General features: G+C 66.7%; 16 protein-coding genes and 1 tRNA gene. 2 read left to right on the top strand and 15 right to left on the bottom strand.

The genetic code is table 11. The features are described 5' to 3' along the window. Positions 1–67: 67 nt before the first annotated feature. From rplA to obgE, 9 genes are all read right to left on the bottom strand, one after another. Entirely contained in the window at positions 68–760 is a 693-nt protein-coding gene (gene rplA, locus F7D09_RS02360) for a 50S ribosomal protein L1 (RefSeq protein ID WP_152233827.1), read from the bottom strand. A gap of 14 nt (positions 761–774) precedes the next feature. Continuing rightward, positions 775–1,206 (bottom strand): 50S ribosomal protein L11, encoded by a 432-nt coding sequence (gene rplK / locus F7D09_RS02355; RefSeq protein WP_152233826.1) that lies wholly within the window; start codon positions 1,204–1,206, stop codon positions 775–777. Between the two features lie 325 nt (positions 1,207–1,531). Further along, positions 1,532–2,443, bottom strand: coding sequence for an ABC transporter permease (locus F7D09_RS02350; protein WP_193312281.1), 912 nt, complete (start codon positions 2,441–2,443; stop codon positions 1,532–1,534). A gap of 712 nt (positions 2,444–3,155) precedes the next feature. Then, positions 3,156–3,992, bottom strand: a complete 837-nt coding sequence (nusG, locus tag F7D09_RS02345) for a transcription termination/antitermination protein NusG (protein WP_152233825.1) — start codon at positions 3,990–3,992, stop codon at positions 3,156–3,158. A 29-nt stretch (positions 3,993–4,021) separates the two neighbouring features. Then, positions 4,022–4,249: a preprotein translocase subunit SecE gene (secE, locus tag F7D09_RS02340; RefSeq protein WP_152233824.1), complete on the bottom strand. Its 228-nt coding sequence runs from the start codon at positions 4,247–4,249 to the stop codon at positions 4,022–4,024. A 36-nt stretch (positions 4,250–4,285) separates the two neighbouring features. Further along, positions 4,286–4,361: transfer RNA gene (locus F7D09_RS02335), tRNA-Trp, on the bottom strand. Positions 4,362–4,585: 224 nt separating this feature from the next. Then, the gene (locus tag F7D09_RS02330) at positions 4,586–5,791 is read right to left on the bottom strand and encodes a pyridoxal phosphate-dependent aminotransferase (RefSeq protein WP_152233844.1); all 1,206 of its coding nucleotides are present in this window, start codon (positions 5,789–5,791) and stop codon (positions 4,586–4,588) included. A gap of 218 nt (positions 5,792–6,009) precedes the next feature. Further along, positions 6,010–7,140, bottom strand: a complete 1,131-nt coding sequence (gene proB, locus F7D09_RS02325; protein WP_152233823.1) for a glutamate 5-kinase — start codon at positions 7,138–7,140, stop codon at positions 6,010–6,012. A 126-nt stretch (positions 7,141–7,266) separates the two neighbouring features. Further along, positions 7,267–8,973, bottom strand: coding sequence for a GTPase ObgE (gene obgE / locus F7D09_RS02320; protein ID WP_152233822.1), 1,707 nt, complete (start codon positions 8,971–8,973; stop codon positions 7,267–7,269). A 170-nt stretch (positions 8,974–9,143) separates the two neighbouring features. On the opposite strand from obgE, the gene F7D09_RS02315 reads away from it, so the two are divergent. Then, entirely contained in the window at positions 9,144–10,154 is a 1,011-nt protein-coding gene (locus tag F7D09_RS02315) for a CTP synthase (protein ID WP_226835873.1), read from the top strand. Positions 10,155–10,314: 160 nt separating this feature from the next. Here the strand turns inward: F7D09_RS02315 and rpmA are convergent, their stop codons facing one another. From rpmA to dapE, 4 genes are all read right to left on the bottom strand, one after another. After that, positions 10,315–10,566: a 50S ribosomal protein L27 gene (rpmA, locus tag F7D09_RS02310; protein WP_152233821.1), complete on the bottom strand. Its 252-nt coding sequence runs from the start codon at positions 10,564–10,566 to the stop codon at positions 10,315–10,317. A gap of 33 nt (positions 10,567–10,599) precedes the next feature. After that, entirely contained in the window at positions 10,600–10,908 is a 309-nt protein-coding gene (rplU, locus tag F7D09_RS02305; protein WP_152233820.1) for a 50S ribosomal protein L21, read from the bottom strand. Between the two features lie 172 nt (positions 10,909–11,080). Then, positions 11,081–14,008: an Rne/Rng family ribonuclease gene (locus F7D09_RS02300; RefSeq protein WP_152233819.1), complete on the bottom strand. Its 2,928-nt coding sequence runs from the start codon at positions 14,006–14,008 to the stop codon at positions 11,081–11,083. 499 nt (positions 14,009–14,507) lie between these two features. Then, a complete protein-coding gene (gene dapE, locus F7D09_RS02295) occupies positions 14,508–15,761 on the bottom strand; it encodes a succinyl-diaminopimelate desuccinylase (RefSeq protein WP_152233818.1) in 1,254 nt (417 codons plus the stop codon). Positions 15,762–15,886: 125 nt separating this feature from the next. Here dapE and F7D09_RS02290 point away from each other — a divergent pair, with 125 nt between their 5' ends. Continuing rightward, complete coding sequence (locus F7D09_RS02290) at positions 15,887–16,831, top strand: AEC family transporter (RefSeq protein ID WP_152233817.1); 945 nt, start codon at positions 15,887–15,889, stop codon at positions 16,829–16,831. A gap of 143 nt (positions 16,832–16,974) precedes the next feature. Here F7D09_RS02290 and F7D09_RS02285 read toward each other — a convergent pair whose 3' ends face one another. Both F7D09_RS02285 and F7D09_RS02280 read right to left on the bottom strand, forming a co-directional pair. Further along, a complete protein-coding gene (locus F7D09_RS02285) occupies positions 16,975–18,444 on the bottom strand; it encodes an FtsX-like permease family protein (protein ID WP_152233816.1) in 1,470 nt (489 codons plus the stop codon). Beyond that, entirely contained in the window at positions 18,441–19,412 is a 972-nt protein-coding gene (locus F7D09_RS02280) for an ABC transporter ATP-binding protein (RefSeq protein WP_376862830.1), read from the bottom strand. The genes F7D09_RS02285 and F7D09_RS02280 overlap by 4 nt, the downstream gene beginning before the upstream one ends. Positions 19,413–19,648 lie beyond the last annotated feature (236 nt).

Below are 19,648 nucleotides of genomic sequence, written 5' to 3'. Positions count from 1 at the left end.
CCGCAGAAGACCCTGCGGGGGACCATGCATGTCATGCGGCGCGTGTGGCCGCACCGTTCACCTGGAATCAGGCGAGCGTGGCCGGATCGACCGGGACGCCCGGGTTCATCGTGGAGGTGATGGTCGCCTTGGTGATGTAGCGGCCTTTGACGGTGGCGGGCTTGAGACGCTTGACTTCATCGGCCACGGCCTTGAAGTTCTCGTCCAGAGCGGCCTCGTCGAAGGAGAGCTTGCCGATGAGGAAGCTCAGGTTGCCGTTCTTGTCCACGCGGAACTCGATCTTGCCGCCCTTGATGTCCTTGACGGCCTTGGTGACGTCCATGGTCACCGTGCCGGTCTTCGGGTTCGGCATGAGGCCACGGGGGCCGAGCACGCGGCCGAGGCGGCCGACCTTGCCCATCATGTCCGGGGTGGCGACGACGGCGTCGAAGTCGAGGAAGCCGCCCTGCACCTTGGCGATGAGGTCGTCATCACCGACGATATCGGCGCCGGCCTCCTGGGCCTCGGTGGCCTTCGGGCCACGGGCGAACACGGCGACCTTGGCGGTCTTACCGGTGCCGTGAGGCAGGTTGACGGTGCCACGGACCAGCTGGTCGGCCTTGCGCGGGTCGACGTTCAGGCGGTACACGGCTTCGACGGTCTGGTCGAAGTTGTAGGCCGGCATGCTCTTGAGCAGGGCGATGGCCTCGTTGGCGGTGTACAGGTTGTTACGATCGACCTTCTCGGCCGCCTCGCGGTACTTCTTGGAACGCTTTACCATGTGTCCTTCTCCTCTCAGTCCTCAACCGTGATGCCCATGGAGCGAGCGGTGCCGGCGATGATCTTCATGCCAGCCTCGACGTCGCGAGCGGAAAGATCGGCCATCTTGGTTTCGGCGATCTCACGCAGCTGAGCCTTGGTGACGGAGCCGACCTTGTGGGTCAGCGGGTTCTCGGTGCCCTTCTCGATGCCGGCGGCCTTCTTCAGCAGAGCCGCGGCCGGCGGGGTCTTGAGAACGAAAGTGAAGGAACGGTCTTCGAAGACGGTGATCTCGACCGGGATGACCTGACCCATCTTGTCCTGCGTCTTAGCATTGTACTGCTTGCAGAAGTCCATGATGTTCACGCCATGGGAACCCAGAGCCGGACCCAGCGGCGGGGCCGGGTTGGCCTTGCCAGCCTGAATCTGGAGCTTGATCAGCGCCGTGACTTTCTTCTTGGGAGCCATTGTATGGTTCTTCTTTCTATGAAGCGGTGATATCGGCGGACGCCGGTCACCCGACGAACTCCTCCCGCAACCTATATTGCTGTGCTGTGCTAGCAGGCGATGCGATGGCCGCCCTCCAGACACAACTTTTCTATTATGCCGGATTTCATGGACATATCAGCGATGGCGCAGCAGCCCGCCTCCTTTGTGTCACAGCGGGTAGCTACCCGCTGTGACACAAATGGCGTATACCTTACGACTGGCGGGAAACAAGAACGCCGTCACAGCGGGTGTTCGCACGCTGTGACGGCGTTGGGATTGCGGATTCTAGGCGGTCAGGCCGATGTCACGCCTGCGGAGTGGCGGTCGGGAACTGGCCGTTGTACGGGTCGCTCGGAGCCGAAGCGGCCGGAGCGGCCGGAACCGTCTGATCGGTCGCGGCCGGAGCGGCCGGGGCTTGCGGAAGCGGAACAGAGGGGACCGTCGGCGCGGCGGCGTACGGAGCTGCGGGCGCGGCACCCGGAGCGGCCGGGACCGCTGGTGCGGGAGCACCGGGGAACGGCGTGGGAGCGGCACCGTAGGGAGCCTGCGGCGCGGCGGCACCGGACGGCGTGGCACCGGCCTTCGCCTTGCGCTGGTTGATGAAGGCGAGCAGCGTGCCGACGACCATCGCGATGCCGGCGATGATGACGAGCCACGCGCCGATGCTGTAGTGGATGGCGTTCTTGGCGAGCGAACCGAGCGAACCATAGCCGCTCACGAGTTCGTCGATCTTGTGATTGGTCCATACGATTTCGAAGATGCCGAGTGCCAGATCGATGATGGCGATGATCATGGCGGCCAGATGCTTCTTGAACACGGTCAGGATGACGACCACCACGGCGATGGCGAGGAAGAACCAGCCGTCACCGCCCGTGAACAGGCTGGCCTCCTGCGAATAGCCGAATGCGCTGATCGACGCGAACGGCACGATGCAGCCGAGCAGGCTGACCACGGCGGCGACGAACGTGATGATGGAGATGTAGTCAAAGTTCTGGCCGCCGACGTTGACGCTCTTGCCGCCCATCTGCTGGGCGAAGTTGGTCACGGAGGCCTGAACGTTCGCCGCATAGTCGGTGGCTGCGGCCGGGGCCGGCATGCCGGGGGCCGGAGTGGGCGCCTGATACTGCGGCTGGGCGGGAGCCTGGTATTGGGGCTGTTCGGGCGTCGGGTTCTGCGGTGCCGGCGTTCCGTATGGGTTGGTGTTCGGATCAGTCATGATGCATGCCCTCTCTCGTATTGCCGAAACATCGTTGCTCGGCCTGTCCCCTACGTTACCAGCATTGCCTCACATATCCGGCATCGACGCCCGCATTGTTGACGGTCGTGTTACGCCGCCCGCCGACCCTGAGAGCTCGGGAACGTCACCCTGCTCGCCCGCTCACAGTGACGCACCACTCAAACCTCACTGTTTCCAACCATTTTCACGTCTGCGTCACTCTGCAAGGGCGAGCACAGTGACAAAAAAGCCGCCGCAAAACATCCAAACGTTTCGCGACGGCCTAACGATCTTTGACAGTACATCACATAACGTGTGCGGCTTCAAGGCGCACCGAGGGAAGCTGTACCAAGGTACAGCGACCGAGGAGCAACGCAGAAGACGCTCCGTTATGTGATGTACCGACAGTACATTTCGCTGCGTGTGCGGAGACCGCCGTCTGAACCCGAAGGCGTACCAGGGTACGCCGAGTGGTGAAGAAAGGCGGTGTCGCATTATCTCAGTAAATCGCAGAAAGCCGCCGAGAAACGTCGTCCGAACCCGAAGGCGTACATCTGGTACGTCGAGTGGTGAGGAAAGACGTTTCGCGGCGGCTTTATGCGATCTTCGACAGTAAATTTCGCTGCGCGTGCGGAGACCGCCGTCTGAACCCGAAGGCGTACCAGGGTACGCCGAGTGGTGAAGAAAGGCGGTATACGCTCCGCAGCGGAATTTACTGCAGTTTTTCGACTTGGTGGAAGCCCAACTCCACCGGCGTGTCACGGCCGAAGATGGAGACAAGCACGGTGAGCTTCTGGGTGGTGGGCTCGACGTCGGAGACGACGGCGGCCATGGTGGCGAAGGGTCCGTCGGTGACGGTGACCTGATCGCCGACGGCGTAGGAGACCTCGACGGCGCGCTTCTTGTTGGCTGCGGGCTTGTCGCCGGCCTTCTTGAGGGCCTCGGAGGCGATCATGGGCGCGAGCATGGAGACGACTTCCTTGCGGGTGAGGGGAGCCGGTTCCTTGGTGGGGCCGACGAAGCCGGTGACGCCTTCGGTCTCGCGGACGATGCGGCGGGCGTCGTCGTCGGGTTCCATGCGGATGAGGACGTAGCCGGGGACGCGGACGCGGGTGACGACCTTCTTGCCCTTTTCGGTGTGCTTTTCGACTTCCTCCATGGGGACTTCGACCTGGTAGATCTTGTCTTCGAGGCCGAAGCTGACGATGCGGGATTCGACGTTGGTCTTGACGCGCTTCTCGTAGCCGGAGTAGGTGTGGAGAACGTACCACTTGCCTTCGAGGGTGCGAAGGGACTTGGAGAATTCTTCGACGGCGATCTGGCCGGCGTCGAGCTCGTCGGATTCGCTCGAGTCGTCGGCGTTGTTGTCCTGCTCGGCGGCGGAGGATTCGTCGGTGGAATCGGTGGAAGGCTCGGAGGCGGCAACGACATCGGTGTTGATGGAATCAACCGCCGCATCCGCAGCCTGATCCGCGTCAGCAGCCGCGTCGGTCGGATCGGGAAGATCCGCCAGTGCGTCGAGATTTTCGAGATTCACTTCATCAGTCATGCGAACTATTCACCTTCAGTGTCGTTGGATCAGCCGAACACCCACAGCACGAGCTTGCCCAGACCGAAATCCATTCCCGTGACGAGAACCATGAGGAGCACGACGAAGATGAACACGCCGAGGGACCAGAAGAAGAGTTCCTTGGCGGTGGGGGTCACGACCTTGCGGAGCTCGTCGATAATCTGCTTGATGAACAGGCCAATGCGCATGAATACATTCGGCTTGACTGCTTTCTCCGACTTGCTTGCCTTCGCCATATTCATCCTTTGTGAGTGTATTTGGTTACAAAAGCTTGGCAGGGACGGCGGGACTCGAACCCACAACCTACGGTTTTGGAGACCGTTGCGCTACCAATTGCGCCACATCCCTAGGTGAACTTTGCCCAGTGTACTTGCCCCGTAAGACTACGTGGCCGACACTTGGCAAAACCGCCAAGAGGTCATATTAGCGGCTCTTGGCGATTTCGTCCAATCGCGTGTTGTTCCGGCCGCGTCACCGGCGTGGCGCGGCACCGCCGATGTCGTGCATTATCGTTGGAATATCAACGAAAACGCATGACATCGACCATTGTGCGACACGCAACACGCTGAAGGTCAGCCGACCCACTGGCGGAACCGGCGCATGCCTTCGGCGAGCTGGTCGTCGGCGAGCGCGTAGGAGAAGCGCAGGTAGCCGGGCGCGCCGAACGCCTCGCCGGGCACGGCGGCGACGTGCGCCTCGTCAAGCAGGGCGGCGGCCAGTTCGGCGGAGGTGGCGCAAACGGTGCCGTTCGGGCCGAGCGGCTTGCCGAGCAGGCCGGAGACGTCGGGGAAGGCGTAGAACGCGCCGGTGGGGGTCGGGCAGACGACGCCGGGGATGTCGTTGAGCGCGGCGACGATAGCCTTGCGGCGGGCGTCGAACGCCTCGCGCATCATGTACACGTCGTCGAGGGGTCCGGCGACGGCGGCGAGCGCGGCGCGCTGGGGGACGTTGGAGACGTTGGAGCTCAGGTGGCCCTGCAGCTTGGAGGCGGCCTTGGCGACCTCGAGCGGGGCGACCATCCAGCCGACGCGCCAGCCGGGCATGGCGTAGGTCTTGGCGACGCCGTTGAGGACGAGCAGCTGGTCGCGGCATTCGGGCACTTCGACGCCGACGTACGCGGTCTTGGCGCCGTCGTAGTTGAGGTGTTCGTAGATTTCGTCGGAGATGATCCACACGTGGTGCTCGACGGCCCAGCGGCCGATGGCGCGGATGGTCTCGCGGCTCCACACGGCTCCGGTCGGGTTGTTGGGCGAGGTGATGATGATCGCCTTCGTGCGCCCGGTGCGGGCGGCCTCGATGGCGTCGATATCCGGCTCGAAGTCGCGGTCGGCGCCGGCGAACACCTCGACCGGCTTGCCGCCGGCAAGCTTGACGGCCTCCGGGTAGCTGGTCCAGAACGGGGTGGGGATGATGACCTCGTCGCCGTCGTTGAGCAGGACCTGGAAGGATTCGTAGACGGCCTGCTTGCCGCCGTTGGTGACGACGACCTGTTCGGGCGCGACCTCGTAGCCGGAGTCGCGCAGGACCTTGTCGGCGATGGCGCGGCGCAGCTCGGGCAGGCCGGCGGTCGGCGTGTACTTGTAGTTGCGCGGCTCGCGGCATGCCTCGACGGCGGCGTCCACGATGTTCGCTGGGGTGGGGAAATCAGGCTCGCCTGCGCCGAATCCGATGACGTCCACGCCGGCGGCCTTCATCGCCTTCGCCTTGGAGTCGACGGCCAGCGTGGCGCTCGGGGCCACATTGTTGATACGGTCGGAAAAAGTCTGCCAATCAGCCATAGTCATGGCTTCCATGCTAAACCCAGTGGGCGAAAACCGACAGGTCCGGCGACACGTGCAGGACCGTCGCGGGGGACAGTCCTGCGACCGGGGACCACCCCCAGTCAGCTACGCTGACAGCCCCCGCCGGCTGGGGCGAGTCCTGGTGAAGACGTCGCTGGGCACGCACCGCAGCTGCTGACGGCATGCGGGGACGGGCCGTAGCGGACATGCGACCGTCACACGAGCACGAGGTCGTCGCGGTGGACGACCGGATGCGCGTATTCGGCGCCGAGGAACCTCTTGAGCTGCGTGGTGGTGCGGCCAAGCATCTGCGGGATCTCCTCGGAGTCGAAGCCGGACAGTCCACGCGCGAGGTGACGGCCGGACTCGTCGTCGATCCAGACGGGGTCGCCTGCCGAGAACTCGCCGCGCACCTCCAGCACGCCGGCGGACAGCAGGCTGGCGCGGCCGCCGCGTACGGCCTTGGCCGCGCCGGCGTCCGCGACGAGCGCGCCGCGTGGCTCGGCCGCGAACCCGATCCACAGGCGGCGCGACGAGCCGCGGTGCTTGACGGGCGCGAACGCGGTGCCCACAGGGTCGCCCATCAACGCAGGACCGGCGTTGACGGCGCTGGTGAGCACGGCGGGGATGCCTGATACCGCGGCCACGCGGGCCGCCTCCAGTTTGGTGACCATGCCGCCGGTGCCCACGCCGGATGTGGGGCCGGTGACGGTCACGTCATCGAGGGCGGCGACCACATCCGGCACGAAACCGATGCGTCGCGCGCCCGGCTGGCTGGGCGGCGCGGTGTACAGCGCGTCCACGTCGGTGAGCAGCACGAGTGCGTCGGCCCGCACGAGGTTCGCCATGAGCGCGGACAGCCGGTCGTTGTCGCCGAAACGGATCTCGTTGCTGGCCAGCGAATCGTTCTCGTTGACGATCGGCACCACGCCGAGGTCGAGCAGCCGGTCCAGCGTGCGCTGCACGTTGCGGTACTGGGTGGCGCGGATCGTGTCCTCGGCGGTGATGAGGATCTGCCCGACCTTCAGGCCATATCGGGAGAACGCCGCCTCGTACTGCGCCATGAGCAGTCCTTGGCCGACCGCCGCGACCGCCTGCTGCGTGGCGACGTCCGACGGTCTGGCTTCGAAGCCGAGCGGGCCGAAACCGGCCGCGATCGCACCGGACGAGACGAGCACGACGCGCGCGCCCTGCTGGGCGGCGGCGGCGAGCGCGGCGACCAGCGCACGCAGCCGGGCCGCGTCAAGATGCCCGCTCGGCTTGGTCAGCGAACTCGAGCCGACCTTGACGACGACGGTCCGCGCGGCGGCGACGGCTCGTCTGACGTCCTCCTCAACCATGGTCATGTGTCCTCCCCTGCCTTGCGACCGCCTACGTGCGCTGCCGCACATGCGTATGCGTCGGGACGATGACGATGCCGCCCGTCGCGACGGTCATGCGACGGGCGGCATAGCATGCTGCGACCGGTGCCGTCAGCCTTCGTCGATGGCGTCGTCGATGGCACTGTCCGAATCGTCGAGGCTTTCGCCGCGGCCGAACAGGCTCTGCTCGTCGTGACGGTCGTCGTCCACGCTCGGGTCGGACCAGTGGCCGGCCTCGCGCTCCGCCGCCATCGCCGCACGCACGGCGGCCTTCGCGTCCATCATCTCGTGGTACTGGCGGCGACGTTCCGCGTTCGTACGGCGACGTCCGCCCGGCTCGTCGGGCTGCAGTCGCAGGTCCTTGCCGCGAGCGCCCAGCTGGGAGCCGTCGAGCAGCTCCGCGCCGGCCGCGATAGTCGGATCCCAGTCGAATTCGACGGCGCGGTCGCCACGGCCGATGCGGATCTCGTCGCCGGGGCGCGCGCCCTGACGGCGCAGCTCGTCCTCCACGCCAAGGCGGGCGAGACGATCGGCCAGATAGCCGACGGCCTCGTCGTTGTCGAAGTTGGTCTGCGTCACCCAACGCTCCGGCTTGGTGCCGGTCACCTCGAACCAGATGTCGCCGTTGGCGTTCTCACGGCGGGTCACGGCGAAGTCGGGCACCGTGCCGGCTGCGGCGCGACGGCGGCGGCCGGTCTGCTCGAGCGGGTTGATGACCACGCGCTCGGCCTCCTGAGCCTGCTCGCGGCCGGCGACCTCCTCGCGCATCGCGGCGACCAGATCGGCGAGCGCGAAGTTGAGCTCCTTGAGGCCCGCGTGCGATGCGGTGGAGATCTCGAAGACCCTGAGGCCCATCTTCTCGAACTCGGGACGCACGAAATCGGCCAGTTCCTTGGCCTCCGGCACGTCGATCTTGTTGAGCACGATGATGCGCGGACGTTCGGGGATCGGGATGGCGCCGAGCGGCAGCTCCAGCTTGTCGGCGTATTCGGCGAGCTCATGCTCGAGCGCATGGTAGTCGGAGATCGGGTCGCGGCCGGGCTCCAGCGTGGCGCAGTCGATGACGTGGGCGATGATCTCCGTGCGCTCGATGTGGCGCAGGAACTCCAGGCCCAGGCCCTTGCCCTGCGACGCACCGGGGATGAGGCCCGGCACGTCGGCGATGGTGTAGCGGCGGTCGCCGGCCATGACGACGCCGAGGTTCGGCACGAGCGTGGTGAACGGGTAGTTGGCGATCTTCGGCTTGGCGGCGCTCATCGCCGCGATCAGGCTGGACTTTCCGGCGGACGGGAAGCCGACCAGCGCCACATCGGCGATGGACTTGAGCTCCAGGATCACGTCGCGCTCCTCGCCGGGCTCGCCGAGCAGTGCGAAACCGGGGGCGCGGCGGGTCTTGTTCGCCAGCGCCGCGTTGCCGAGACCGCCTGCGCCGCCCGCCGCGGCCACGTACCGGTCGCCGGCGTGGCGCAGGTCGGCCAGCTGCTCGCCGGGGCGCTTCGGCTTGCCGACCGGGCCCTTGGCCTCGAAGATCACCGTGCCCGGGGGCACCGGCAACACCAGATCGGCGCCCTTGGAGCCGTCCTTGACGTCGCCGAGGCCCATCGTGCCGTCGCCGGCCGCGCGATGCGGCATGAACCGGTAGTCCAGCAGGCTGTTCGCGTTCGGGTCGGCCACGAACACCACGGAGCCGCCGTCACCGCCGTTGCCGCCGTTGGGGCCGGCCAGCGGCTTGTACTTCTCGCGGCGGATGCCGGCCGAGCCGTTTCCGCCGTCTCCGCCCTTGACATGGACGGTCACTCTATCCACAAAATCACTCATAACCCTCCACTCTACCGATTGGGGGTGATGGCGGATCGCTTGCCTGCGGTTGATGGTGCGTATTGCCCGTTTTAGCGCCGGAAAACGGGCAATACGCACCATCAACCATGGGGAAAGGGGATTCCGCGCTGCCTATCCCCTACACTTGGCCTATGGGGACACATCATTCTTTGACTATTCTGTTCGCTGCGGCCCGCAGGGAGCGACGCTGCGCCAGACCGCAGACCAAGACGGACATACGGGCCATTCAACGCCGGGTGAAGCACGGCACGGTGATTCGCGCATATCGCGGTCTGTATGCCGAAACCGCATACTGGAACACGCTGGATGTGCATGAGCAGGTCCGTCACATCGTGCGGGCGCTTGCGATGCAGCATCCCGATTGGGTGTTCTGCGGGCCGACCGCCGCAATCATGCATGGACTCGACTGCTCGTACCGGCTGGCGTTCCCGATATGCGTCGCTGCACGCCCCGGCGGCGGCCATCGCGACACCGCCGACCTTGCGCACTGCGTCGTGGCCTATCCGGAGACCACGACGATAGGGCATGTGAAGGTGACCGGTCTGCTGCGCACGCTGTTCGATTGTGCGGCGGGATACCCTCTGCGCTACTCGCTCGGTCCGCTTGATTCCGCGCTACGCCTCGGCTTGGTCAGCAAGACGACCCTGCTGGCCTATCCATGCAGCGTGAAATACACACGGCATCGGCAGGCCGTGGAACGGGCCTTTTCGCTGGCCGACGGCCGCAGCGAGAACGGCGGCGAATCCGAGGCGCGGGGTGTCGCCTGTGACTGCGGGTATCCGCCGGATGACGTCCAGCCCCAGTTCCCGTGTCTGGATGAGCCTGGCCGCACCCACCGCGGCGACTTCCTTTGGAAGAGAAAGGACGGCACCCTGGTCGTCGGGGAATTCGACGGGACGCGCAAATACGTGGACCCGCAGATGACGTCCGGCAGGACCATCAGGGAGGTCGTGGACGAGGAGCGCCGCAGACAGCAGTGTCTCGAACGACGGCGGGCAGTGGTGCTGCGCATGTACCATACCGACCTCGACAATCCGGAGCGCGTTGTACGACAGCTTGATGCCTTGGGCGTCTCCCGCCGTCATACGTCACCAAGCCCTACCCGACATACCGCGTACAGTATCGCCCGCAGACGCAGGCCATATGCCCGTTCCCGATGATTGATGGTGCGTTTTGCCCGCTTTCAAGCGTTAAAAAGGGCAATCCGCACCATGAACCGGCCGGAGCGAACATTTCCGCCCCTGAAACGCAACAAGCCGTGTGGCGGGTGCTTTTCAGCAACCCGCACACACGGCTTGTGTGGCGTAAACGCTATATCGCTCAGGCGGCGATGACGTCGACGACCTTGCGGTCGTGGCGGACGCCGAACTTCACGCTGCCGTCGGTGAGGGCGAACAGAGTGTGGTCCTTGCCCATGCCGACGTTCTGGCCCGGGTGGAAGTTGGTGCCACGCTGGCGGACGATGATGTTGCCGGCGATGACGGCTTCGCCACCGAACTTCTTGACGCCGAGGTACTGAGGCTTCGAATCGCGACCGTTGCGCGAGCTGGAAGCACCCTTCTTATGTGCCATGATTCAGATCCTTCCTTGTTATGGCCGTTGGGTTCAGGCGATCGCCGTGATCTTGACGGCGGTCAGCTTCTGACGGTGACCCTTACGACGAGCCACGCCGGTCTTGTTCTTGTACTTCATGATGCTGATCTTCGGGCCCTTGGCCTCGTCATCCACGACTTCGCCCTTGACGGACTTCGCGGCGAGATCCTTGGCGGCCAGCGTCACATTGGCGCCATCCACGACCAGCGCGACCGGAAACTCAACGGTCTCGCCCTTCTTCGCCTCAAGACGGTTGACGAGAATCACGTCACCGACCTCGACCTTTTCCTGATGGCCACCGGCCTTCACAATCGCGTACATGCTTCGTTCCTTGCTATGGTGTTATAAAGCTTCTTGCCTGACGCACGCAAGCCGCTGGTCAGACACCGACTATCAAACATACACTGACCCCTGTACTAACGCAAGCTGAATTCCCGGCGTGTCAACGCGACACGCCGAAGAATTCCGCCGTGCGGCCAAGAATCAGCACCCGTCACTCCTCGTCGTCGTCCGAGCCGGCCGCGACGGCCGCCGCCGCGATCTGCGCCAGCTTGGCCTTCACGTCCGCGGACGAACCCTGCGGCACCGGCACATCCGTGCCGCGGCCGTGCTTGTTCGTCTTGATGAACGGGTCGCCGCCCTTGAGCGCGTACGGATCGTCGTAGTCCGCGCTCACGGTCGGCTCGTCGTGCAGGATGAACCCACGGCCCTTGCAGGTCGGGCATTCCTCTGAGAACGCCTCGACGAGGCCCTGGCCGATGCGCTTGCGCGTCATCTGCACGAGGCCGAGCGAGGTGACCTCCGCCACCTGGTGCTTGGTGCGGTCGCGCGCCAGGCATTCGACCAGACGGCGCAGCACGAGGTCGCGGTTGGCGGGCATCACCATGTCGACGAAATCGATCATGACCATGCCGCCGATGTCGCGCAGGCGCAGCTGCCGCGCGATCTCCTCGGCCGCCTCGAGGTTGCACCGCGTGACCGTCTCCTCCAGCGACTTGCCGCGGCCGATGAACCGGCCGGTGTTCACGTCGATGGTGGTCATGGCCTCGGTGCGGTCGATGACGATCGAGCCGCCGGACGGCAGGTAGACCTGGCGTTCCATGCCCTTGCGCAGCTGGGCGTCGATCTGCCACTTGTCGAACACGTCCTTGCCCTGATGCTCGGACGGGTCCCAGCGCACCAGCTTGCCCTTGAGGTCCGGCGCCATCGTGTCGAGGTACTCCTCGATGCGCTCGTACACCTTGTCGCCTTCGACGATCAGCTCGCTGAAGTCGTCGTTGAAGATGTCGCGCACCACGCGGATCGCCACGTCCGGCTCGCCCTGCAGCAGCTTCGGCCGCTTGCCGTGCCAGAACTCCTCGCGCTTGGCGTTGATCCGCTCCCACTGGCGCACCAGGCTGTCGAGGTCCTTGACGATCGCCTCCTCGCTCGCGCCTTCGGCCGCGGTGCGGATGATCACGCCCATGTCCTTGGGCGCGATCTTGGAGACGATGCCCTTGAGGCGCGAACGTTCACGCTCCGACAGCTTGCGGCTCACGCCCGTCATGCCGCCGGAGGGCACGAGCACGAGGAACCGGCCGGCGAGCGTGACCTGCGAGGTCAGTCGCGCGCCCTTGTGGCCGATCGGGTCCTTGGTGACCTGCACGAGCACCGGATCGCCGGACTTGAACGCCAGCTCGATGCGTCGCGGCTGGCCTTCGAGGCGCGTCGCGTCCCAGTTCACCTCGCCGGCGTACAGGACGCCGTTGCGCGACTGGCCGATGTCCACGAACGCGGCCTCCATGCTCGGCAGCACGTTCTGCACGCGGCCGAGGTAGATGTTGCCGACGGTCGCGACCTCCTGGATGTCGGAGACGTAATGCTCGACGAGCACGTTGTCCTCGATGACGGAGATCTGCGTGTGATGGCCGCGCTCTCGCACCACCATGAGGCGGTTCACGTTCTCGCGGCGCGCGAGGAAGTCCTGCTCCATGAGCTGGCTCTGGCGGCTGCGCTCGCGGCGGTTGTCGCGGCGGCGCTGCTTCTTCGCCTCGAGCCTGGTGGAGCCTTCGACGTCGGTGATCTCGTCGATGTACTGCTGCTTGCGCGAACGGCGCACGACGACCGGCTCGTCGTCCTCCTCGGAGGCGCGCGAACGGCGACGTCGACGGCGACGGGTCACGGTCGCGTCGTCGTCCTCGTCCTCGGCGGCGCGGGAGCGACGCAGCACGCGCACGTTCTCCTGCGGCTGGGCGTCGTCGTCGCTTTTCTCGGTATCGTCGGCCTGCTGCGGCTCGCGCGCGGCGTCGTCCGCCGAACGGTTCCGGTTGCGGCGACGGCGGCGCGTACGGCCTCCCTCCTCGCCGTCGATCGGCGTGTAGGAGATGTCGTCGAGCTCGAGGTCCTCCTCGATCTGCTCGACTTCGGCGGCGGCGCGGCGCTCCTGCGCGTTGAGGCGGCGGTTGCGCTTGCCCTGGCGCTCCGTCGTCTCGCCGTCGTCATCGCCCTTCACGGCGGAGTCGAGCGTGATGACGTCCGAATCGTCGTCCGCGGCGCCGGCGTTGTCGTCGATGCTGTCGATGCGTTCGATGTGGCTGAGGTTGCCGCGGCGCGCGGAGGAGTCGCCGCCACGGCCGGAGCGCGAGCGGCGCGAACGCGTCGGCTTGGTCTCGTCCTCACCGGCGGAGTCGGCGGCGGCGTCACGACCGTCGACGTCACGACCGGAAACGTCACGACCGTCGGCATCGGCATCGTCATGGCCGGCGCCGCGCTTGCGCACACGGTCAAGCGACGGCAGCACCGGCTCCTGGAAGAGGATGGACGTCATCGCATGGGACTTGTGCGCGGACTGCGGCAGCGTATCGATGACGTCGAGCGCACGCGACATGTCGTCCGACGATGCCTCGGCGGCCTCGTCATGGTTGCCGCGACGGCGGGTGCGCGTGGACGTCCGGGACGCGCGGGCGTCCTCGATGTCGTCCTCGAGCGCGGAGAAGATGGCGCTGCGGCGGCGCACGCGGGTGCGCGTCGGCTGGGATTCGGCAGGCGCGTCGGACTTCGCGTCCGACTGCGACGCATCGGCGGCGGCGTCCGAGGTCTCGGCGGACGCGGACTCGGCAGCGGCGGCCGTCTTGCGCGACCGGCTCGCGCTGCGACGCGAACGCCGCGTCGGCTGGCTCTCGCCGTCGGCCGGCGCATCGGAACCGTCGGCCGGCGCATCGTCAGGCGCGCTCTTGGGCTCGGTGAACAGCGGAATGGAATGGTCCTCGACCTTCAGCGCCACCGCGGCGCCGGCCGCGCCCGCGCCGCGCACCACACGACGACCGCCGCGACGACGTCGCGGGGCGGGAGCCGAAGGCTGGGCCGCATCACCGGAAGCGGCATTGGACACATGCTGATCAGATTCACCCGGATTGAAACCGGTATCGTTCACACTAGGCACGATGCTCCTCACGATGCGCTGCACCGCATCGCAACTCAAGGCCCCCATACGCTCTCACGCCATGCTCTCACCATGGCCACGCTACGCTCGCGCTCGCAGGAGGCAAACTCCGTCAAAAGTCCATCTGCGCGTCTCGGCGGACACCGGCGCTCGCGCATGCCATGCTGCGAGGGGATCGACGCCTTTTCGCGCTCAGGCGGTTTGCAGAACCGCCGTCCTTAAGTATGACACAAAAATTGACGGCGTGTGAACACTCGGGGAGTCGCCCGGATGCGGACCATGAATCAGCGGAAACGCAAGACGGTTGTAACGCTCCCCCAGTCAGCTACGCTGACAGCCCCCTCCACCGAGGGGGCCAAACCCCTGACTGCTACCGCACGACTGCCGATGCTCCGCCCAGAGGCCATGACGCCACCCCGTCAGCTTCGCTGACATCCCTCCGCCGAGGGGGCTGAATCATAGGGCCAAAGCCATGCCGCATCGTCGGTTCGAAAGCCGGCTACGCCGTGAGCCAATCCTCGAGGATCGATGCCATCGTGGCCAGCTCGCCCTCGGCGATCTGCTCGTCATGCTTGTGCGCCAGCAGGGGGCTGCCCGCGCCAAGGTTCACCGCCGGCACGCCCAACGCGGCGAACCGGGCCACATCGGTCCAGCCGAGCTTGGCCAGCGGCTCACGTCCGGTGCGCTCGCGCACCAGATCGGCCAAGGAGACGGCCAGCGGCGCATCCATGCCGGGCCGCGCGGACGGCGACTCGTCCTTCATCTCGATGCCGAACCCCTCGAACACGCCGCCCGTGGCCGTATGCTCGCCGTTGCCGAGCTCGGCGCCGGCGTCAGCGCCCATCATCAGCGCCTTCGCCTCGGCGATCGACTTGTCGGGCGCGAACCGGTAGTTCACATGCACGCGGCACTCGTCGGGAATCACGTTCGTGCCCTTGCCGCCCGAGATCAGCGTGGCGTTGAGCCCCTCGCGGTACACCAGGCCGTCCACCGGCACGTCGGCCGGCTCATAGGCGTTCAGCCTGTTGAGGATCCCGGCCGCCTTGTGGATCGCGTTGACCCCCATCCACGCGCGGGCCGAATGCGCGGCGACGCCGTGCGTGACCACGTCGAAGCGAATCGTGCCGTTGCAGCCGCCTTCGATACCGCAGTCGGTCGGCTCGCCGATGACCGCGAAATCGCCGGCGATCCAGTCGGGGTGCGCCTCGGCGACCTTGCGCAGGCCGTTCTTCTCGGCCGCGACCTCCTCATGGTCGTAGAACACGAACGTCAGGTCGTAGCGCGGCCGCGTCAGCGTGGCGGCCAGATACAGCAGCACCGCGTCCGACGCCTTCATGTCGGTCGCGCCGCGCCCCCACATCACCCGCTCGCTCGGATGCGCGGCCGCCACGTCCCCACGGATCAGCGCATCGCCCGGCTCCAACCAGCGCGGCGGGAAGTTGTCGATCACCGGAACCGTGTCCAGATGGCCGGCCAGCACCACGCGGCGCTCGCGTCCCAGACCGGTCGAAGCCACCACCGTATCGCCGTGGCGGCGGACCGTCAGATGGCCGAACCCATGCAGGAACCGCTCCACGGCGTCCGCGAGCGCCGTCTCGTCGTCGCTCACGGAGTACACACCCATGATCTGCTCGAACAGGGCGGACAGCCGCGCCTCGCGGGTGCCAGCCGTGCCGAAGCCGAGCGTCGGGGACGTGGTCGGGGACGACGTGACTGAAGAATCGTGGTTCACTGATTGCGCTGCGTTGGTCATGCGCCCATCGTAACGAAACGCGACTACGATACCGCCGTGCGGGGCGCGGAAATGAGACGAATCCCCGCGTACGGCGCGGCTATGGCAGTATGGGGGTAGCCAGCGAACAGGAAGAAGGGTGGAACATGCCGGGTCTATTGAGCGCCATGGAAGGTTTCTGTGTCATCGGCATCGTGATCGCGGTGGGCTATGTCGCCGCGCGCATGCGCATCGGCGGCCCGAGCGCGCAGATGGTGCTCAACCGGTTCAGCTTCTTCGTCTCCAGCCCGTGCCTGATGTTCGCGATCCTGTCGAAGGAGCCGATCTTCGACATCTTCCATTCGTCGATCATCGTGGCGTTCTTCTCGGCGATGCTCGTCGGCGTGCTGTTCCTCGTGCTCAACCGGATGTTCTTCCATCTGGGGGCGGCCGACGCGACGATCGGCGCGCTCAACTCGCTGTATCTGAACTCGAACAACATCGGTCTGCCGATCGCCACGTACATCCTCGGCAACGGCGCGCTCGTGGCGCCGATCCTGGTGATGCAGCAGGCGCTGTTCACGCCGATCGGCCTGACTGTGCTCGACGTGACCACAAAAGGCCGGGTCTCGCTCAAGGAGATCGCCAAGCAGCCGCTGCACCAGCCGCTGCTCATCGGCTCGCTCGGCGGCATCGCCGTCTCCGCCATCGCGGCGAAGACCGGCTGGTTCCCGGTGCCGAACTACATTTTCGACCCGATCAAGATGATCGGCGACTCCGCGGTGCCGATGATCCTCATGGCGTTCGGCATGTCGCTGCACGGCACGAAGCCGCTGCAGCAAAAGGGCGACATTCCGGCGATCTTCACGGTGGCCGTGCTGAAGAACATCGTGATGCCGATCATCGCGTTCCTGCTCGCCTACTTCGTCATGGGCTTCCGCGGGGCGACACTGTACGCCTGCGTGGTGCTCGCCGCGCTGCCGACCGGCCAGAACGTGTACAACTACGCGGCGCGGTACAACGTCGGTCTGACGTTCGCGCGCGACGGCATCCTCATCTCGACGATGACCAGCCCCGTGTTCATTGCAGTCATCGCAGCTCTGTTGAGCTGACGATGTAAAGCGACGGCAACGTCGAGCTGGCCGGTTCGGGAACAATAACGGAACGTACTCGAACACTCGTCCCGAGTACGTTCCGTTAAGAATATCTAACGGAACGTCAACAACGTAGCCACCCCGCGCGCCCGCGATGCCCGTCAGTCGTCGGCGCGCCAACCGGCGAGGTCGAGACCGGCAGCCACACGGTTCGCGGCGAAGGCGCCCACGCCGACCAGCGCATAGCACAGCGCGACCCCGCCGGCGAAGCTGAGCAGCGTGACCGGATCGGTCATCGACGAGGCGAACAGCGGCAGCATCAGCAGCATCGCGCAGCCGCCTGCGACCACGACGACCATGTTGAGCGGCATGAACACCTCCACGAACCGGGCCCGGTTCAGCACGGCCGCATCGGTGCCCTCCAGCATGAGCATCCGGTATTCGCCGGCCTGATCGTAGACGCTGCCCGCCTGCATCACGCCGGAGCTGACGGCGGCGAGCACTGCGGCGAACGCCAGGGTCAGCAGTCCGCCGGTGCCGATGTCGCGCACGAACACCAGCGCCGGCTCGTCGGCCGGCACGCCTGAAGCGCCGCCCGCCGCGGCCACGTAGGAGGCGAGCGACGTGATGCCCGCGATGAACACGGCGAGCGCGATGCCGGAGACGTTGCGCCACGCGCGTTTCGGATTGTCAAGAATGCGCCGCATCGCGATCATCGAGGCCGCGTCCCTGGGCCGCCGCGACCGTGCCTTCGCGCGGACGGTGATCACCCACGTGCCGATCAGGTTGATCAGCGCGAACACGAGCACGATGAATCCGACGACCACCGCCGTGCCCATCGTCTCGCCCATCGAGCGGTACAGTCCCGGCGATTTGAACACAATGATCGCCGCGGCCAGCACCACCACGAACACGGCCGCACGCCATTTCGCCGGCAGCGGCTGCGCGACCCTGGCCGTGACCCCCAGCGGCGTGATCGCCACCCGGCGCAGGGTCAGCAACGCCGAGACGAGCGCCAGCAACGGCACGCACACGAGCACGGCCAGCAGCGCCCACGGCCCCACCCACAGCTGGGCGAACGTGAACCGCCGGTTCTGGAAGTGCAGCAGTATGATGGCCGGCATCAGCGCGAAGTATCCTGCGACGCCGATCGCCGCGCCGGTCAGCGCCTGCCCGGCGGCGTCGAGCGCGGTGAGCCGCATCACCTGACCGGCGGTCGCGCCGGCCAGACGCAGCGCCGCAAGCCGCTCGTCGCGACGCGACGCCGCAAGCCGCGCCGCCGAGCCCGCCAGGGCGACGAACGGCACGACCAGCAGCAGGCAGGCGAACATGGCGAGTCCCACGTAGCCGCCCGCCATGCCGGCCATCTCGTCGACCGCGGACGCCGACAGTCCGCTCCCGCGCCAATACGCGTGGGCGTCGGCGCCGGGCGCGCAGGCCGAGCCGTCGAACAGGCAGGCGACCGTATGGTCGGCGGACGCACGCCAGACGAAGCCGTGCACGCCGCCGAGCACGGTGAGGAAGATCGTCACGGCGGCCGCGAACGCGACGACCGCCAGGACCGACGTGTGCCCTGCCGAGCCGCGAGTGCCCGGCCGGTGGAACAGCCGCCACAATGCGAACGTGCTCATCGGGCGCCTCCGATCCAGCCGCGGCCGGGGTCCGCCGGATTTGCGGTGAACGGGTCGACGGCAGGCGTCGCGGCGGTGCCTGACACAGAACCGGCCGTCACGGGATCGACCGTGTCGACACCGTCACCGTCATCGACGCCGCGGCCGGCATCGCGGTCATCGCCGACGCCGAGCCGGCCGTCGCGCATCATTACGGTGCGCGAGCAGAACGCGGCGACGTTCGGATCGTGCGTGACCACAACGACCGCGGCGCCGTTGGCGTGCGCGGCGTCCATGAGGATGCCCATCACCTCGCGGCCGGTCGCCTGGTCGAGCGCGCCGGTCGGCTCGTCGGCGAACACGACCGCCGGCCGTACGGCGAGCGCGCGTGCGATGGCGACGCGCTGCATCTGGCCGCCGCTCATCTCGCCAGGCCGATGCGAGGCGAGGGCGCGCAGGCCGAGCCGTTCCAGCCACAGCATCGCTTGGTCGACGGCGGCCCGGTAGTCGGCGCCGCCCAGCATCAGCGGCAGCGCAATGTTCTCGACCGCCGGCAGCTCGGGCAACAGCTGGCCGGATTGGAAGACGAAGCCGAACGCGCCGCGGCGCAGTTTCGTCCGGTCGGCGTCGCTCATGGCGGTCAGGTCGGTGCCGCGGAACGTCACGTCGCCGGCGGTGGGCCGGATGATGCCGGCGAGCGCGTGCAGCAGGGTCGACTTGCCGGAGCCGGACGGTCCCATGACGGCGACCGTCTCGCCGGGCGCGAGACTGAAATCCACGTGGTCGAGGGCGAGCGTGTGGAGGTTTGCGGCGAACGGCGGCATGCCGGTGGCAGGCGACGTGACGGCAGCGGTGCCGTGGCCGGCTTGCGCACGGATGATGTCGGCCGTGTAGTCCATGACGAGTCCGCGCGCGACGAGCAGCTGTCGGGCGGCGGCAGCGGACTGTACGGCAGTGGGTTGCTTGACGTTGGGTTGCGTATCGTTCATGCTTTGACGGTACGGCGGTCGCACTCCGCCGACCATCGGGCAGTGGGATGAACCGGCGTCGCGTGCGGCGCCGAGACGTCGTTCCCAAGGATGACCTCTCGTCACGCGGGCCGGGCGGACCACGTGACGAGAGTGCACCGCAGACGACGCACGATGCGCACGCACCCGCGGCAACCCACGTGGCACGCACATCGGCCGCAGGAAACGCAACAAGGGGCCCCTCCAGAAGGAGGGAC

The organism is Bifidobacterium leontopitheci, from assembly GCF_009193355.1.
Taxonomy (GTDB): Bacteria; Actinomycetota; Actinomycetes; order Actinomycetales; family Bifidobacteriaceae; genus Bifidobacterium; species Bifidobacterium leontopitheci.
Note: the sequence above shows the minus strand (reverse complement) of the source record. Positions and strands in the feature narration are given on the sequence as shown.

Coding starts and splice junctions, on each gene's coding strand:
- rplA (WP_152233827.1), bottom strand. CDS start 760: ATGGTAAAGCGTTCCAAGAAGTACCGCGAGGCGGCCGAGAAGGTCGAT.
- rplK (WP_152233826.1), bottom strand. CDS start 1,206: ATGGCTCCCAAGAAGAAAGTCACGGCGCTGATCAAGCTCCAGATTCAG.
- F7D09_RS02350 (WP_193312281.1), bottom strand. CDS start 2,443: ATGACTGATCCGAACACCAACCCATACGGAACGCCGGCACCGCAGAAC.
- nusG (WP_152233825.1), bottom strand. CDS start 3,992: ATGACTGATGAAGTGAATCTCGAAAATCTCGACGCACTGGCGGATCTT.
- secE (WP_152233824.1), bottom strand. CDS start 4,249: ATGGCGAAGGCAAGCAAGTCGGAGAAAGCAGTCAAGCCGAATGTATTC.
- F7D09_RS02330 (WP_152233844.1), bottom strand. CDS start 5,791: ATGGCTGATTGGCAGACTTTTTCCGACCGTATCAACAATGTGGCCCCG.
- proB (WP_152233823.1), bottom strand. CDS start 7,140: ATGACCATGGTTGAGGAGGACGTCAGACGAGCCGTCGCCGCCGCGCGG.
- obgE (WP_152233822.1), bottom strand. CDS start 8,973: ATGAGTGATTTTGTGGATAGAGTGACCGTCCATGTCAAGGGCGGAGAC.
- rpmA (WP_152233821.1), bottom strand. CDS start 10,566: ATGGCACATAAGAAGGGTGCTTCCAGCTCGCGCAACGGTCGCGATTCG.
- rplU (WP_152233820.1), bottom strand. CDS start 10,908: ATGTACGCGATTGTGAAGGCCGGTGGCCATCAGGAAAAGGTCGAGGTC.
- dapE (WP_152233818.1), bottom strand. CDS start 15,761: ATGACCAACGCAGCGCAATCAGTGAACCACGATTCTTCAGTCACGTCG.
- F7D09_RS02290 (WP_152233817.1), top strand. CDS start 15,887: ATGCCGGGTCTATTGAGCGCCATGGAAGGTTTCTGTGTCATCGGCATC.
- F7D09_RS02285 (WP_152233816.1), bottom strand. CDS start 18,444: ATGAGCACGTTCGCATTGTGGCGGCTGTTCCACCGGCCGGGCACTCGC.
- F7D09_RS02280 (WP_376862830.1), bottom strand. CDS start 19,412: ATGAACGATACGCAACCCAACGTCAAGCAACCCACTGCCGTACAGTCC.